This is a genomic window from Kitasatospora sp. NPDC002522, assembly GCF_053595195.1.
Genome location: NZ_JBSFXE010000008.1, coordinates 192,599 through 208,515, shown reverse-complemented (window position 1 = coordinate 208,515; position 15,917 = coordinate 192,599). Strand labels below are relative to the sequence as shown.

14 protein-coding genes are annotated in these 15,917 nt (G+C 70.4%); 6 read left to right on the top strand and 8 right to left on the bottom strand.

The window, feature by feature from the left end; all coding sequences use genetic code 11:
* Positions 1 to 28: 28 nt before the first annotated feature.
* Complete coding sequence (locus ACWD4U_RS09525; protein ID WP_449787154.1) at positions 29 to 295, bottom strand: protealysin inhibitor emfourin; 267 nt, start codon at positions 293 to 295, stop codon at positions 29 to 31.
* A gap of 334 nt (positions 296 to 629) precedes the next feature.
* Between ACWD4U_RS09525 and leuA the strand changes: the two genes are divergently transcribed.
* From leuA to ACWD4U_RS09505, 4 genes are all read left to right on the top strand, one after another.
* Complete coding sequence (gene leuA, locus ACWD4U_RS09520) at positions 630 to 2,411, top strand: 2-isopropylmalate synthase (RefSeq protein WP_363461469.1); 1,782 nt, start codon at positions 630 to 632, stop codon at positions 2,409 to 2,411.
* 401 nt (positions 2,412 to 2,812) lie between these two features.
* The gene (locus ACWD4U_RS09515) at positions 2,813 to 3,478 is read left to right on the top strand and encodes a TerB family tellurite resistance protein (RefSeq protein ID WP_449787153.1); all 666 of its coding nucleotides are present in this window, start codon (positions 2,813 to 2,815) and stop codon (positions 3,476 to 3,478) included.
* 214 nt (positions 3,479 to 3,692) lie between these two features.
* On the top strand, positions 3,693 to 4,439 hold the full coding sequence (gene recO, locus ACWD4U_RS09510) for a DNA repair protein RecO (RefSeq protein WP_363461465.1): 747 nt from the start codon (positions 3,693 to 3,695) through the stop codon (positions 4,437 to 4,439).
* Positions 4,440 to 4,441: 2 nt separating this feature from the next.
* Positions 4,442 to 5,278 (top strand): isoprenyl transferase, encoded by an 837-nt coding sequence (locus tag ACWD4U_RS09505; protein ID WP_363461464.1) that lies wholly within the window; start codon positions 4,442 to 4,444, stop codon positions 5,276 to 5,278.
* A gap of 149 nt (positions 5,279 to 5,427) precedes the next feature.
* On the opposite strand, the gene ACWD4U_RS09500 is transcribed toward ACWD4U_RS09505, so the two are convergent.
* The 4 genes from ACWD4U_RS09500 to ACWD4U_RS09485 form a co-directional block, all read right to left on the bottom strand.
* Positions 5,428 to 5,847 carry a Fur family transcriptional regulator gene (locus ACWD4U_RS09500; protein ID WP_363461462.1) on the bottom strand — a complete coding sequence of 140 codons (420 nt, stop codon included), beginning with the start codon at positions 5,845 to 5,847 and terminating at the stop codon, positions 5,428 to 5,430.
* A 35-nt stretch (positions 5,848 to 5,882) separates the two neighbouring features.
* Entirely contained in the window at positions 5,883 to 6,926 is a 1,044-nt protein-coding gene (locus tag ACWD4U_RS09495) for a metal ABC transporter permease (protein WP_363461460.1), read from the bottom strand.
* Positions 6,923 to 7,747 carry a metal ABC transporter ATP-binding protein gene (locus tag ACWD4U_RS09490; protein ID WP_363461459.1) on the bottom strand — a complete coding sequence of 275 codons (825 nt, stop codon included), beginning with the start codon at positions 7,745 to 7,747 and terminating at the stop codon, positions 6,923 to 6,925. The genes ACWD4U_RS09495 and ACWD4U_RS09490 overlap by 4 nt, the downstream gene beginning before the upstream one ends.
* A gap of 154 nt (positions 7,748 to 7,901) precedes the next feature.
* Complete coding sequence (locus ACWD4U_RS09485) at positions 7,902 to 8,852, bottom strand: metal ABC transporter substrate-binding protein (protein WP_363461457.1); 951 nt, start codon at positions 8,850 to 8,852, stop codon at positions 7,902 to 7,904.
* A gap of 266 nt (positions 8,853 to 9,118) precedes the next feature.
* On the opposite strand from ACWD4U_RS09485, the gene ACWD4U_RS09480 reads away from it, so the two are divergent.
* Positions 9,119 to 10,501, top strand: coding sequence for a glycine--tRNA ligase (locus tag ACWD4U_RS09480; protein ID WP_363461455.1), 1,383 nt, complete (start codon positions 9,119 to 9,121; stop codon positions 10,499 to 10,501).
* A 235-nt stretch (positions 10,502 to 10,736) separates the two neighbouring features.
* On the opposite strand, the gene ACWD4U_RS09475 is transcribed toward ACWD4U_RS09480, so the two are convergent.
* The 3 genes from ACWD4U_RS09475 to ACWD4U_RS09465 form a co-directional block, all read right to left on the bottom strand.
* Positions 10,737 to 11,525: a hypothetical protein gene (locus tag ACWD4U_RS09475; protein WP_363461453.1), complete on the bottom strand. Its 789-nt coding sequence runs from the start codon at positions 11,523 to 11,525 to the stop codon at positions 10,737 to 10,739.
* A gap of 1,075 nt (positions 11,526 to 12,600) precedes the next feature.
* On the bottom strand, positions 12,601 to 13,197 hold the full coding sequence (locus ACWD4U_RS09470; protein WP_363461451.1) for an NADAR family protein: 597 nt from the start codon (positions 13,195 to 13,197) through the stop codon (positions 12,601 to 12,603).
* 156 nt (positions 13,198 to 13,353) lie between these two features.
* Positions 13,354 to 14,787, bottom strand: coding sequence for an MFS transporter (locus ACWD4U_RS09465; RefSeq protein ID WP_449787152.1), 1,434 nt, complete (start codon positions 14,785 to 14,787; stop codon positions 13,354 to 13,356).
* A 101-nt stretch (positions 14,788 to 14,888) separates the two neighbouring features.
* On the opposite strand from ACWD4U_RS09465, the gene ACWD4U_RS09460 reads away from it, so the two are divergent.
* Positions 14,889 to 15,740: a helix-turn-helix transcriptional regulator gene (locus ACWD4U_RS09460; protein ID WP_363461447.1), complete on the top strand. Its 852-nt coding sequence runs from the start codon at positions 14,889 to 14,891 to the stop codon at positions 15,738 to 15,740.
* The last annotated feature ends 177 nt before the right edge of the window (positions 15,741 to 15,917 follow it).

The window sequence follows — 15,917 nt, the reverse complement described above, 5'->3', positions numbered from 1 at the left end:
GGCGCCACCGAAGGCACCCGACGGGCCGTCAGGCGCCCTCGCGCAGCACCAGACTGACCAACTCGCGCTGGGAGTCGGTGAGTTTGGGGTCCGCGCAGTAGACCGTGCGGCCGTCGACGGTGATCTCGTAGTGGAAGCCGTCCGGTACGCCGTACGCGGGCCCGCGCAGCCCGCCGGCCACCGCCTCCCGGGCCAGGGCGTGCACGTGCGGGGCGTCCTGGCGATCGGCGGTGTCCAGTTCGGCATACCGGAGCAGGCCGGCGAAGCCGCCGGTACGTGTGACCTGGATACGCATGGTTGTCAGTGTGCTACGCAGTGAAGGGGTTTGCCGAGGCTTTTCACCAACTCCACGCACCGGGTCGTCGTCTCACTGGGTGGAATCGTGGCGGCGCTCACTGCGTCCGGCCGTTCGCTCGGGTTACAGTTGGCGACATCATGCGTATCCGGCTGCTTCTTCTTAGCTGCCGCGGCGAGGGCCTGTAGTCCAGTCAAGGCCGGCTCCCTCGCCGCGGGGAGTCGTGTTGCGCCCAGCGTGATCGTGAAGCGGCGCACGTCCGTCGGCCGAGTCGGGTGTCCTGTATCCCCGACCACACACCGCCTTCGACCCAGGGAAGCCGAGACTCTCACCCATGACCGAGCAGCCGTCCGTCGCCCGCGCGTTCGTCGACCGTCCCACCCCGATCACCGCCGCCTCGGTGCAGCAGAAGCCGTCGGGGATGCCGTTCCACCGCTACGTACCCTTCGGCACCGTCGACCTGCCCGACCGCACCTGGCCGAGCAAGGTGATCACCCAGGCCCCGCGGTGGCTGTCCACCGACCTGCGGGACGGCAACCAGGCGCTGATCGACCCGATGTCGCCGGCCCGCAAGCGCAAGATGTTCGACCTGCTGGTGAAGCTGGGCTACAAGGAGATCGAGGTCGGCTTCCCGTCCTCCGGCGCCACCGACTTCAACTTCGTGCGCTCCCTGATCGAGGAGAACGCGATCCCGGAGGACGTCACCATCTCGGTGCTGACCCAGGCCCGCGAGGACCTGATCGAGCGCACCGTGGAGTCGCTGAAGGGCGCGGCGCGGGCCACCGTCCACCTGTACAACGCCACCTCGCCGCTGTTCCGCCGGGTGGTCTTCAAGGGCAGCAAGGACGACATCAAGGCGATCGCCGTCGACGGCACCCGCCTGGTGATGGAGTACGCCGAGAAGATCCTGGGCGACGAGACCGTCCTGGGCTACGAGTACTCGCCGGAGATCTTCATCGACACCGAGCTGGACTTCGCACTGGAGGTCTGCGAGGCGGTGATGGACGTCTGGCAGCCGGGCGAGGGCCGCGAGATCATCCTGAACCTGCCGACCACGGTCGAGCGCTCCACCCCGAACGTCTACGCCGACAAGATCGAGTGGATGTCGCGGAACCTGTCCCGCCGCGAGTTCGTCTGCCTGTCCACCCACCCGCACAACGACCGCGGCACCGGCGTCGCCTCGGCGGAGCTGGCCGTCATGGCCGGCGCCGACCGCGTCGAGGGCTGCCTGTTCGGCCAGGGTGAGCGCACCGGCAACCTGGACCTGGTCAACGTCGGGATGAACCTGTTCTCGCAGGGCGTCGACCCGATGATCGACTTCTCCGACATCGACGAGATCCGCCGCACCGCCGAGTACTGCAACCAGATGCCGGTGCCGGAGCGCCACCCCTACGCCGGCGACCTGGTGTACACCTCCTTCTCCGGCTCGCACCAGGACGCGATCAAGAAGGGCTTCGACGCCCTGGAGGCGGACGCCGCCGCAGCGGGCGTCCCCGTCTCCGAGTACACCTGGGGCGTGCCCTACCTGCCGATCGACCCCAAGGACGTCGGCCGCAGCTACGAGGCGGTCATCCGGGTCAACAGCCAGTCCGGCAAGGGCGGCATCGCCTACGTGCTGAAGAACGACCACAAGCTGGACCTGCCGCGCCGGATGCAGATCGAGTTCTCGAAGATCATCCAGGCGAAGACCGACGCCGAGGGCGGCGAGGTCACCCCCGGCGCGATCTGGGACGTCTTCCAGGACGAGTACCTGCCGACCCCGGCCAACCCGTGGGGCCGGATCTCGCTGAGCGGCTCGCGCAGCCTGACCACCGAGGACGGCCGCGACGCGCTGACCACCGAGGCCGTCGTCAACGGCGACCCGGTCACCCTGACCGGCACCGGCAACGGCCCGGTCTCCGCCTTCGTCAACGCGCTGGGCTCGATCGGCGTGGACGTCCGGGTGCTGGACTACGCCGAGCACGCGCTGAGCGAAGGCGGCGACGCCCAGGCCGCCGCGTACGTCGAGTGCGCGGTCGACGGCAAGGTGCTGTGGGGCGTGGGCATCGACGGCAACACCGTGCTGGCCTCGCTGAAGGCCCTGGTCAGCGCGGTCAACCGGGCGCAGCGCGACTGACGCCCCGGATCCACCGCCAGGGGGCCCGCACCGCGGGCCCCCTTCGCGTTCCGCCGTGCTGCTCCGCTTCGCGTCTCGCTGCGCCGTTCTTCCTTCCTTCCTTGCTGCGACGCTTGTTTGACGGGCCGTCGGGTCGCGTGGAGCGGGCGCTCCGGATGACGCGGAGGGGGCGCTCCGGGCGGGGCCGATGGGGTGCGCGGGCGTTCGAGCAGCGTGTTGAGAACGGTGTGGCCCCCGTCACAAATTTTCGCCTTGGCACCCGTTCAGGGTGCTGACACGGGCCGGTAACCGTGGCAACATCGACGGACCGGAACCGGGGTCGGTGGGACGGCCTCCGGCGTTCGGTCGCGTGACCTGCCCATTGATGTGCAGGCCGCCTGCCATGTCTGGGGAGTGGCGCCGTGACAGGGTTGTGGGGTGTTCGCCCTCGCTGGCGGACGGATGTCCTCGGTGAATTCTTCTGCCCGGGCTGCGGCGGCGACCGCAACTACCGTCGGCAGCACGGCCGGCGGTGGCTGCGGTTGTTCGGCACCCCGGTCCTGCCGCTCGCCGGCGTGGCCCGCAGCGTGCAGTGCACCTCCTGCCGCGGCCGCTACGGCACCGACGCCCTGGAGCAACTGACCTCGGTCCGACTCGGCGCGATGCTTCGGGACGCGCAGTACACCATCGCGCTGGCCGCCCTCGCGGCCGGCGGCACCGGCAGCCGGGCCGGCCGGGAGGCCGCCTGCGCGGTGATCAAGGAAGCGGGCTTCGACGACTGCGGCGAGGCCCAGGTGCTGGCGGCGCTCGCCGCGCTCTCCGGCCACGGCGGCGGCGAACCGCTGGACGTGGACGTCGAGGGCGGTGGCCTCGCCGTCGAACTGCACGCCGCGCTCGAACCCCTCGCCCCGCACCTGGCCCTGCAGGGTCGGGAGCGGCTGCTCACCCAGGGCGCCTGGGTGGCGCTCGCCGACGGGCGCTACCTCCCGCAGGAGCGGGCCGCGCTCGGCGTGGTCGGCCGCTGCCTCAAGCTCTCCGCCGCGCAGGTCGACCAGTTGCTGGAAGCCGCGACCCGCGCCCCGCACTGACCCGCTCCACCTTCTCGTTCTCCACGTCGTCCTCCCCACCCCACGAGCCGGGCCCGAACATCCCCCCTCCCGGGCCCGCCGTGTCCCGCACCGCACGGGTTAACCCCCCACAACCCCGGTGCGGGTTCACGGCTGCGGTCGTACCGGCCGGGCGGCCGGGCGCTCGACCGGGTGCCCCCGGACTGTCGGTGGGGTGCGGGAGAATGGCTTCACCATGAGTCTCTTCCGCGACGACGGCATCGTGCTGCGCACCCAGAAGCTCGGCGAGGCCGACCGGATCATCACCTTCCTCACCCGCCAGCACGGCAAGGTGCGGGCGGTGGCGCGCGGTGTGCGCCGGACCAAGTCGAAGTTCGGCGCGCGCCTCGAACCGTTCTCGCACGTCGACATCCAGTTCTTCAGCCGCGGCAGCGACCTGGTCGGCCGCACCCTGCCGCTGTGCACCCAGGTGGAGACCATCGCCCCCTACGGCGCCCGGATCGTCGACGACTACAGCCGCTACACCGCCGGCACCGCGATGCTGGAGACCGCCGAGCGCTTCGCCGAGAACGAGGGCCAACCCGCCGTCCAGCAGTACCTGTTGCTGGTCGGCGGCCTGCGCACGCTGGCGGCCGGCACCCACCAGTCGCACCTGGTGCTGGACGCCTTCCTGCTGCGCTCGCTCGCCGTCAACGGCTACGGCGCCAGCTTCACCGACTGCGCCCGCTGCGGGCTGCCCGGCCCCAACCGCTTCTTCTCCCTCCAGGCCGGCGGCGTGCTGTGCGGCGACTGCCGGGTCCCCGGAAGTGCCGTACCCTCCCCTGAGACACTGGTACTGCTCGGTGCGCTGCTGTCGGGAGACTGGCGGACCGCCGACGACTGCGAGCCGAGGTACTGGCGCGAGGGCAGCGGGCTGGTCGCCGCCTACCTGCAGTGGCACCTGGAGCGGGGCATCCGCTCGATGAGATACGTGGAGAAGTGAGCATGGTCGCGCGACGGCTGTTCGGCAGCAAGCAGCGGGCGTACGAGCCCCCGGCCCCGCACGCGAGCGGTGCCCGGCCGCCGAAGATCCCCGGCGAGCTGGTCCCGAACCACGTGGCCGTCGTGATGGACGGCAACGGCCGCTGGGCCAAGGAGCGCGGTCTGCCCCGCACCGAGGGCCACCGGGTCGGCGAGGGCGTCGTCCTCGACGTGCTGCGCGGCTGCCTGGAGATCGGGGTCAAGAACCTCTCGCTGTACGCCTTCTCCACCGAGAACTGGAAGCGTTCCCCGGACGAGGTGAAGTTCCTGATGAACTTCAACCGGGACGTGATCCGCCGCCGCCGCGACGAGATGGACGCCATGGGCATCCGGATCCGCTGGGTCGGCCGGATGCCGAAGATGTGGAAGAGCGTCGTCCAGGAGCTCCAGATCGCCCAGGAGCAGACCAAGAACAACGACGCCATGACGCTGTACTTCTGCGTCAACTACGGCGGCCGGGCCGAGATCGCCGACGCCGCCCTGGCCATCGCCCGGGACGTCGCGGCCGGGAAGCTCAACCCGGAGAAGGTCAACGAGAAGCTGTTCGCCAAGTACCTCTACTACCCGGACATGCCGGACGTCGACCTGTTCCTGCGCCCCAGCGGCGAGCAGCGCACCTCCAACTTCCTCGCCTGGCAGTCCGCGTACGCCGAGTTCGTGTTCCAGGACGTGCTCTGGCCGGACTTCGACCGCCGCGACCTGTGGCGGGCCGTCGAGCAGTACGCGATGCGCGACCGCCGCTTCGGCGGGGCCATCCCCAACGAGGTCGCCCCCGGCGCCGACGTGCCGCCGCAGCGCTGACACCTCGTCAGCCCCTTGATCGACCGGAGGGCCCGGATCGGACATCCGATCCGGGCCCTCTGTGTGTCTCCGCGTGTCTCTCTGCGGCTGTCGTTGCCGCCGTGGCGGATGCTGCAGTCGTCGCTGTCGCTGCCGCCGCCGTTGCTGCGTTACTGGGACTGGTGCTTGGCGGCGCAGTCGCCGCAGGTGCCGAAGATCTCCAGGGTGTGCGCGATGTCGCTGAAGCCGTGCTCGGCGGCGACCGCGTTGGCCCAGCGCTCGACGGCCGGCCCCTCGACCTCGACCGTCGCCCCGCAGTGCCGGCAGACCAGGTGGTGGTGGTGCCCGCTGCTGCACCGGCGGTACACCGCCTCGCCCTCGGCGGTGCGCAGCACGTCCACCTCGCCGGCGTCGGCCAGCGACTGCAGCGTCCGGTACACGGTGGTGAGACCGACCGAGTCGCCCCGGTGCTTCAGCATGTCGTGCAGCTCCTGCGCACTGCGGAAGTCCTCGACCTCGTCCAGCACCGCCGAGACGGCGGTGCGCTGCCGAGTCGAACGAGCGCGGGGCGACGGGCCTGCGGTGGTCACCGTGGGTCCTCCTGCTGGTCGAGTGGTTTCGCACATCATTGTGCCAGCCCCCGACTTGGCAGCGGTTCCCCTGACGACGGTGCTTCCGCCACCACCTGTCCGGCGGTCACGACCCGCTGCCCGGCCGACTCACCGTCCCGTCGCCCGGCGAGTTCCCCGACCGCTGCGGTGGCCACGTCCGCATCCGTTCCCTGTGCGGGACCTGCGGGACGTGCGGGCAGCGCCACGTCGCAGACCGCCGGGCCGTGGTCGGTGGCGGCCCGGTGCCGCCGCCGGGCCAGCGGCGCGGCCACCGCGCTGAACAGGGCGAAGACCGCGATCGCCTGCAGCACGATGGTGGGGCCGGACGGCAGGTCCGCCTGGTAGGAGACCCCGACGCCGGACAGCGCCGTCACCACGCCGATGCCCACCGCGGCCGCCTGGGTCGCCGCGAAGGACCGGGTCAGCTGCTGCGCCGCTGCGACCGGGACCACCATCAGCGCGCTCACCAGCAGCAGGCCGACCACGCGCATGGCGACCGTGACGGTGACCGCCGCCATCACCGCCAGCAGCAGGTTCAGCACCCGCACCGGCAGACCGGTCACCCGGGCGAACTCCTCGTCCTGGCAGACCGCGAAGAGCTGACGCCGCAGCCCGAGGGTGACCGCGACGACCACCGCCGCCAGGCCCCCGATCACGGCCAGGTCCTCGGGAGCGACGGTGAGGATGGAGCCCCACAGGTAGCTCTCCAGGCTTCCGCTGCCGGCCTGGCTGCTCATCGAGACCAGCAGCTTGCCGCCGGCCATGCCGCCGTAGAACAGCATCGCCAACGCGATGTCGCCGCGCTGGTTGCCGCGCGAGCGGACCAGCTCCATCACGACGGAGCCGAGCACGCAGACCAGCACCGCCATCCAGATCGGGTTGGCCTGGAACAGGAAACCGAGACCGACGCCGGTCAGCGCGACGTGCCCGATGCCGTCGCCCATCAGCGCCTGGCGGCGCTGCACCAGGTAGATGCCGACCGCGGGTGCGGTGATGCCGACCAGTACCGCGGCGACGAACGCCCGCTGCATGAAGTCGGGTTGGAACATCTCGATCATGCCAGCAGTCCCTGGGTGGTGCGGTGGTGGTCATCGGCGTGCGGGTGGACGTGGTCGTGGCCGGGCAACGCGTGCTGCCCGACGCCCCGCGGCGGCGGTCCGTCGTGGGCCACACAGCCGTCGCGCAGCACCACCGCCCGGTCGATCAGCGGCTCCAGCGGCCCGAGTTCGTGCAGCACCAGAAGCACCGCGCAGCCGCGCTCGACCTCCCGGCGGAGGATGTCGGCGAGCACCTGCTGGCTGTCCACGTCCACGCCGGCCATCGGCTCGTCCATGATCAACAGGTCCGGTCGGCCGACCAGGGCGCGGGCGATCAGCACCCGCTGGTGCTGTCCGCCGGACAGGGCGGCCACCCCGTCGCGGGCCCGCTCCAGCATCCCGACCGCGGCCAGCGCCCGGTCGACAGCCTCCCGGTCCTTGCGGCGGAACGGCAGCAGCCCGTGCTGGGGCAGCCGCCCGGTGGAGACCACCTCGCGCACGGTGGCCGGGACCCCGCTGGCCGCGGTGGTCCGCTGCGGCACGTACCCGATCCGGTGCCACTCCCGGAACCGGCGCTGCGGCCGGCCGAACAGCTCCAGGCTGCCGCTCTCCAGCGGCACCGATCCGATCACGCTCTTGACCGTGGTGGACTTGCCGGACCCGTTGGCGCCCAGCAGGGCCACCACCTCGCCCGGCCGGACGGTGAGATCGACGCCGCGCAGCACCGGCCGTCCCCCGACGGTGGCCACGGCGCCCTGAAGACTGACGACCGCGGGCGCGGCCTCCTCGGTGGAGGAGTGCCACGCCTGGTCGGAGTCTGCCGTTGATGTGACAGCACTCATGGTGGTTTCGCTTTCCCGTTAGCTGGTGGGGTGTCGAAGTCGCTGGGGCCGGTGGCTGGTCGGTTCCGGCTGGTCGGTTCCGGCCGGTCGGTGGTGGCCGGTCGGTTACGGCCGGTCGTTACGGCCGGTCGGTGGTGGTGAGGTCGGTGGCTGGTCAGCTCGCGCCGAGCGCGGACCGCAGGTTGGCGAGGTTCTGCCGCATGACCGAGAAGTAGTCGTTCTTGTCCTGCTCCTTGACCCCTTCCAGGGGGTCGAGCACGGCGGTCTTCAGCCCGAGGTCGCCGGCGACGGTCTGGGCCAGCTTGGGGCTGACCAGGGCTTCGAAGAAGACGGTGGTGACGCCGTTCTGCTTGGCGGCCTGCTGGATCGCGGCCAGCCGGGACGGGGTGGGCTCGGCCTCCGGGTCGACGCCGTTGATGGCGACCTGGTTCAGCCCGTAGTGGTCGGCGAGGTAGCCGAAGGCGGCGTGGCTGGTGACGAACGTCTTGGTCTTGAGGTTCTGCAGGCCATCCCGGTACTCCTGGTCCAGGGTGGCCAGTTGGGCGACCAGCGCGTCGGTGTTGTGCTGGTAGTCGGCGGCGTGCGACGGGTCGGCCTTGGCGAGCTCGGCGCCCACCGCCTGGGCCACTGCCGCGTAGCGGGTGGGGTCCAGCCAGATGTGCGGGTCGCCGGCGGCGTCGGTGTGCTCGTGGCCCTCCGCCTCGGTGGTGCCCTCGTCCAGGTGGTGGTCGACCAGCGGGGAGGCGGCGGTGGCGTCCACCACGTGTTTGGCGTGCGACTGGGCCACGGCCTTGTCGACCGTCGGCTGCAGGCCCTTGAGGTAGACCACCGTGTCGGCCTTCTGCACTGCGGCGACCTGCTTGGCAGTCAGTTCCAGGTCGTGCGGCTCGACTCCGGCGGCGGTCAGGTCGGTGACCTTCACGTGGTCCCCGCCGATCTGTCGGGCGAGGAACTCCATCGGGTAGAACGACGCCACCACGCTCAGCCTGCCGCCGCTGTCGCTGCTGGCAGCGCTGCTGGATCCGCCGCAGGCGGAGAGCACGAGAGAGCTGACAACGGCCGTGGCGGCCAAGGCTATCGAGGTGGGCAGGCGGCGAATCTTCATGACAACCATTCTCATCTTATCTGGAAATGATTGTCAACTTGCGTTTCGAAGGGCCGCCGTCACACTGTCCGGGCACCGCCTCTTCACCGCACCATCCCCCAACACGCCGGGGAACGCACGGGTGTTCACTCCCGGTACAGCCCAGCCGCGACCCCTCCGTGCCACTATCGAGTTGAATCCCGCCCCCGCATCCCCGGTACCCTGAGTTATTCGGGCGCGTGCAACCAGCCGCGTCCTGACCGTGCCGTCGTACTGAAGAGAGCACTGTGGCCGCCGACAAGATCGACACGATCGTCAGCCTGAGCAAGCGCCGTGGCTTCGTCTACCCCTGCAGCGAGATCTACGGCGGTACTCGTGCCGCCTGGGACTACGGTCCGCTGGGAGTCGAGCTCAAGGAGAACATCAAGCGTCAGTGGTGGCGCGCGATGGTCACCGCTCGGGAGGACGTCGTCGGTCTCGACTCCTCGGTGATCCTCGCCCGCGAGGTGTGGGAGGCCTCGGGTCACGTCGCCACCTTCAACGACCCGCTGACCGAGTGCCTCTCCTGCCACAAGCGCTTCCGGGCCGACCACCTGGAAGAGGCGTACGAGGCCAAGCACGGCAAGCTGCCCGCCAACGGCCTGGCCGACATCAACTGCCCGCACTGTGGCAACAAGGGCGCCTTCACGGAGCCCAAGGAGTTCTCGGGCATGCTGAAGACGCACCTCGGTGTCACCGAGGACGCGTCCGGCCTGGCCTTCCTCCGCCCGGAGACCGCCCAGGGCATCTTCACCAACTTCCGCGCCGTCCAGACCACTTCGCGCAAGAAGCCGCCGTTCGGCATCGCCCAGGTCGGCAAGAGCTTCCGCAACGAGATCACGCCCGGCAACTTCATCTTCCGCACCCGCGAGTTCGAGCAGATGGAGATGGAGTTCTTCGTCAAGCCGGACGAGGACGAGAAGTGGCACGAGTACTGGCTCGAGCAGCGCTGGAACTGGTACGTCGACCTCGGCCTGCGGACCGAGAACATGCGCTTCTTCGAGCACCCCAAGGAGAAGTTGTCCCACTACGCCAAGCGCACGGTGGACATCGAGTACCGCTTCAACTTCGGCGGCAGCGAGTTCTCCGAGCTCGAGGGCATCGCCAACCGCACCGACTACGACCTGACGGTGCACAGCGAGCACTCCGGCCAGGACCTGAAGTACTTCGACCAGGAATCCGGCGAGCGGTACTTCCCGTACGTCATCGAGCCCGCCGCCGGCCTCAACCGGGCGATGCTCGCCTTCCTGCTCGACGCCTACTTCGAGGACGAGGCGCCGAACGCCAAGGGCGTCATGGAGAAGCGCGTCGGCATGCGGCTCGACCCGCGCCTGGCCCCGGTCAAGGTCGCGGTGCTGCCGCTGTCCCGCAACGCCGACCTCTCCCCGAAGGCCCGCGGCCTGGCCGCCGACCTGCGGACCGCCTGGAACGTCGAGTTCGACGACGCCGGCGCGATCGGCAAGCGCTACCGCCGCCAGGACGAGATCGGCACCCCGTTCTGCGTCACCGTCGACTTCGACACCCTCGAGGACAACGCGGTGACCGTACGCGAGCGTGACACGATGGCGCAGGAGCGCGTGTCCCTCGACCAGGTGAAGTCCTACCTGGGCGCCCGACTGATCGGCTGCTGACACCGTCTCGATCAGCGCCTCAATCAGCACCAGCCTCCCGGCCGGTGGGCCCGCGATCGCGTATCGCAGGCCCACCGGCCGGTGGCGTCTCGGGCCTCTGTTGTCGGCCTTCTGGTTCCCAGTCGGCTGGCTCTCCGGTTCGCTGGTTGGTCCGTGGCCGGTCCCGTGGCCCACTTCGGGGGAGGGGCTGGCAGCCCGCTGGGCCTGTCGACCAGGCCGCAGCGGGCTCGTGTTCTCAGCGGCGCAGGCGGGACCGGGAGCGCGGACGCGGTGCCGGTTCGGTGGGCAGCCCGGCCGAGCGCAGGGCGGCGAAGGCGCTGCGGGCCCGGCTCTCCTCCAGGGCGTCGGCTGCGAACAGCAGGGCGTCGTACAGCTCCACGGCGTCGTTGATCGCTGCGCCGAACTGGCCGAGGTCGGTGGCGGAGCGCAGCCGCACCACCTCGCCGATCAACTCGACCGCCAACTCCCCGCCCAGCGCGGTCGCGATCGATGCCACCTCCTTGACCGGCCGACCCGCCGCCTGCCGCAGCAGGTTCCGCACATCCTCAGACCGTCCGGCGGTGCGCAAGTGGTCGGCCAGTTCCGCGAGTTCAGCGGGCGGTGCCGAGGCGCGCTCCCACAGCAGGGTCTGCCCGTCCGCGGACTGCCCGGACTCCTCCAGAGCGGCCAGCAGCCCGGGCAGGGCCTCCGAGCCCACCGACCACAGGGTGTGGAACAGGTCGGCAGCCTCCTCGACCAGTCCCTCGCGTCGCAGCTCCGCGAGGGCGTCCGCAGCCTGCCCGGGTGTACCCAGCGCCACCGACCGTGCCAGGTAGGTCGACGAACCGGCCGGTCCCCCCTCCCGCAGCATGCCCGCAAGTCGCGCCAGGTCTACCGGGGTGACCATCACGGAGACCTGCGCGACGATCGCCGCGGACTCGTGCGCCGCGCCCTGTCGGTGCAGCTCGGTGATCCGCTGGACCAGCCCGGTCAGTTCCGCGGCTGTCCGGGAGCGCACCGCACCGGATGCCCGAGTGGTGTCCACGGCTGCCTCCGCTGTCTCGCGGTGGTCCGGCCCGGGGCGGCTCACGCCGGGTTGGACCGAACCTGTCTGGAATGCGACTGTCTGGAATGAGTCACGCGTCGCCGGGTGGCCGCCGGCCGGTGCACCCCAGCGGTCATCGGGGGCAGGGCCTGCGGCTTGTCCCGGTTGTCTGCCGGGAGTGCTGACGCCCGGTCGAGACGCGGGATTGCCGTTGTGTCCAACGAGCGTTGAAGCCTGCCCGCGCGGTGTCCGGGCCCAGCCCGGAGTCTCCCGCCTGCGGGGCTCGGCGAACGCCGCGCTGGTGTCCCGCTGCTCGGCCTGGAATCGGGCGGCATCCGGGCCCGGCCGCTGAGCGGCGACCTGCCCGCCGCTGACGGCACCCGAGGCATAGTCCTGGACGGACAGCGCGCGGTCGCTGAGGCGATCCGCGTGTAACCGTCCCTCCGCCGCCTGTAGACGGTCACTCAGTTCGACGCACCGCGCCCCGAGGCCCTCGCGGAGGGTTTGGGCCTGGGCCAGTTGCCGCAGCAGATCAGGGTCGGGCTGTCGTGGAGGCCGACCGTAGGCCGGCGCGTGATCGGGCTCGTGCCCGGTTCGGACTGCCTCGGCGAGTCGTCGTTCGCGCTGTGCGGCGAATTTTCGTGCTCTGAGTAGTTCGTCCAACTCCGCTCGGAGTGTTTGGACATCGGCCGAATCCGGCCCTTGATCGCGTACGGTCATCGCGCCCCGCCCTGACCCCTCCATCGGGGGCCACCCGACTGGTCCCCGAAACAACGATTGGTGGCCATCCTGGCGCTGCCGTACGGCGGCCACGTTACGGGAGCAAGTCTGGACCTTTTCCAGATGGGAATGCGAGTGGCTGGAGTAGTGCAGAAGTTCGGCTGATTTGGTGGACGCCGGGCCGGTGGCGACGGACTTCGTGAACCAGCAGGTCAGGCAGGTTTCCGCGATGTGACGATTAGTCAGGAGTCGATCTGGTCCCGGTCATGAATCGGCGCTCCGGTCATGAATCGGCGCTCCGGTCATGGCTCGGCGCCTCAGTCATGGCTCGGTGCCTCGGTCTTGACTCGGCACCTCAGTCGTGGTTTGGTGCCCCGGCCCGGATTCGGTCCCGGGCTTCCATCAGGGCGAAGCCCAGCAGGTTGAGCCCCCGCCATGTGGTGGGATCGGTGGCCCTGTCGTCGTCGGCGGCGAGGCCGATTCCCCAGACCCGGTCGACTGGGCTGGCCTCGACCAGCACCCGACCTGCGGTGCCGTACAGGTAGTCGAGCAGCCGCTCGTCCTGGCTGAACTTGGCCACGCTGCCCGCCACCACGAGCTCGAACCGGTGCGCGGCCCACCGCTGCTCGTCGAATCCCGTGACGAGCCGGCCCAACTTCTTGGCCTCGGCGGGGGTTCGGGCTTGGAGGATCCGCGGGACGATCTCCTCATCACCGAACAGCCGCGCCTTGCCGGCCATCATCCAGTGCTCGGCGGTGGCGTACTCGACCCCGTCGACCGTGAACGGAGACGGCCACCACTGGCTGAGTGACCCGGCGCCGATCCGACCGTCCCGCTGCGGCCGGTGGCCCCAGAAGAGCAGGTACTTGGCCCGGGCGCCGGACGCGAGCGCGGCCTCCAGTTGCTCGCGGCTTCGCGCCTCGGTGGGAAGGACGGGCTGGTCAGTGGTCATGTCGTCATCCTGTCATCGGCTCGCAGCATCGGTCTCGCCATTTCCGGGCAGGCCCGCCCGGCGCAGTCCGGCGTCACCCGGCTGCGGTGACGTCGGACTGCCGATGCCATCGGACCGGCCTCGCCGCAGGCCCCTCGGGTATCGGTCCGCGGGGCGTCATCCGACCGAGCGCGGAAGCCGGATGCTCAGCCACCCGATCAGCAGGGAACCGAGCGCCTGGATGGCCAGCACCAGAGCCAGGGCGTTCGCCATTCCCAACGCGGGGACGAGACTGATGAAGAGCGTGCCGAGCGTCGCCACTCCCAGTGCCAGGCTGGACTGCTGAGTGGTCGCCAGCACCCCGCTGCCGACCCCCGCCCGCTCGGCGGGAACCCGGGAGAGGACCACCCGGAACAGGGGCATGCCCACCAGGCCTTGCCCGATGCCTGCGAGGGCCACGCCGGGGAGCATCCGCAGCGGCGAGAAGTGCGACCAGTCGCCCAGGGCGGTGCCGATCAAGGTCACCAGCCCGAGCCCCTGGACAACTGCGCCGACCGTGATGACCCGGCTGCCGAACCGGCTGACCAGCCGCGGTCCGGCCAGTGAGGCGCTGAAGTAGCCGACTGCCATGGGCACCAGCGCCCACCCGGCCGCCACGGGGCCTTCGTGCAGTCCGTTCTGCAGCGTCAGCGCGATCACGAACATGAAGCCGCCGAACCCGGTGAAGTAGGGCACCGCCACGCCGAGGCCGCGCCGCATCTCCGGGATTTCGAGGAGCGAGAGCGGGACGAGTGGGACTCGCCCTTCACGCTCGGCCTTCCGCTCCACCCGCAGGAAGGCGGCCGCGAACACCGGGAACGACGCCAGTGAGACCCAGGTCCACACCGGCCAGTCGACTGCCCGGCCCTCCATCAGCGGGACGAAGAGGGCCAGCAGCGCAGCGGTGAGCAGGGCGGTGCCGGGTAGGTCCACCCCGGCCGCCTGCTGAGCCCGGCTCTCCGGGACGAAGCGCGCCGCCAGGACCGCGGTGAGCAGCGCGAACGGGACGTTCAGCAGGAACACGGAGCGCCATCCGCTGCCGAAGAGGTCCGCCGATACCAGGAGCCCGCCGAGGACCTGGCCGATCACCACCGAAATGCCGCCCACCGCACCGTAGATGCCGAGGGCACGGGCGCGCTGCTGACCGCTGGTGGTGGCGGTGATGGTGGCGAGGACTTGCGGGAGCAGGAGCGCGGCGGAGGCTCCCTGTGCGACCCGGGCGGCGACCAGGGTCCAGGCGGTGGGGGCGACACCGCAGGCGAGCGAGGTGAGGGCGAAGAGGACCGCTCCGGCGATGAACAGCCGACGACGTCCGTAGGTGTCGCCCAGCCGCCCGCCCAGTACGAGCAGGACGGCGAAGGCGATGCCGTAGCCCGCCGCGACGAGTTCGAGCACGGCGGGGCCGGCGACCAGATCGTGGTCGATGGTCGGCAGCGCGACGTTCACTATGAAGAAGTCAAGCATCGGGAGGAACGCGCCGAGAAGGACGGTGACCAGGCCTGCGGTACCCAGCACGGGCACCGCGGGCCGGACCGGCGACGGGATATGTGGAAGCACTGTCTGCTGAGTCACGAGTACTACGATGGGGCTCCTCTCAACCTGGTACCAGAGAGTAGTTATCCGGGTATAACGACTACCTGGCAACAGGATCAGTGATGGGTCATCCTGGTGGCATGGCTACTGCTGTGGACCTTCAGACGCCCTCCGCGGAGCGGCGGCGCGAGCTCGCCACGTTCTTGCGCAGCCGGCGGGAACGCATTTCACCGGAGCAGGTCGGCCTCCCGGTGGTGGGCCGCCGCCGCACGCCCGGGTTGCGCCGCGAGGAGGTCGCCAGCCTCGCCGCGGTGGGCGTCACCTGGTACACCTGGCTCGAGCAGGGCCGCGACATCCAGGTGTCGGTCCAGGTCCTCGATGCGGTGGCCAGGGCTCTGCTGCTCGACCGCAACGAGCGCTCGCACCTGTTCACTCTCGCGGGCAGCGAGGACCCCGTGCCGGTGAAGGAGTGCGCCACCGTCTCGCCGGCCGTGCGCTCGATGGTGGAACAGCTGGACCCGTTCCCCGCGGTGGTGATCAGCAGCCGGTTCGACATCCTGGCGTACAACCGCGCGTACACCTGGCTCACCGGGGACTTGGACGTGATCCCCGAAGAGGACCGCAACATCATGTGGATGCTCTTCACTGACACTCCGTTCGCTCGGAATCTGGCGGACTGCGCGGCGGCCCGGGCCGGCGTGGTGGCCCGGTTCCGCACCGCGATGGCCGACCACGCGGCGGAACCGTCGTGGAAGTCACTGGTCGGCCGACTGCTCAAGGTCTCCCCGGACTTCCGGGAAGCATGGGAACTGCACGAGGTCTCCGGGCTGGTCAACGGCCTCAAGCAGTTCGTACTGCCGGAGGTCGGCCCGCTGCGCTTCGAGTACACCAACCTGTGGCTCGGCCCTCGGACCGGAACCCGGTTGATCGGGTACGTGCCCCAGGACGCCGAGACCCGGGCCCGGCTCCAGCAACTCGCCGCCGGAGCCTGACTGCTGACCCACCAGTCGGCAGCCCTGCCGGCAACGGCTGTCGGACCGGACGGTTCGAAGGCCACCGACCAGCACAGCAAGGCGAGCGGGCACTCCGCTCCGACCGCCATCAGCAGGGCGGCCGCTATCCCGGATCCACCGACGGCGGTGGCGAGATCGCACCCCGCGTCAGCCGTC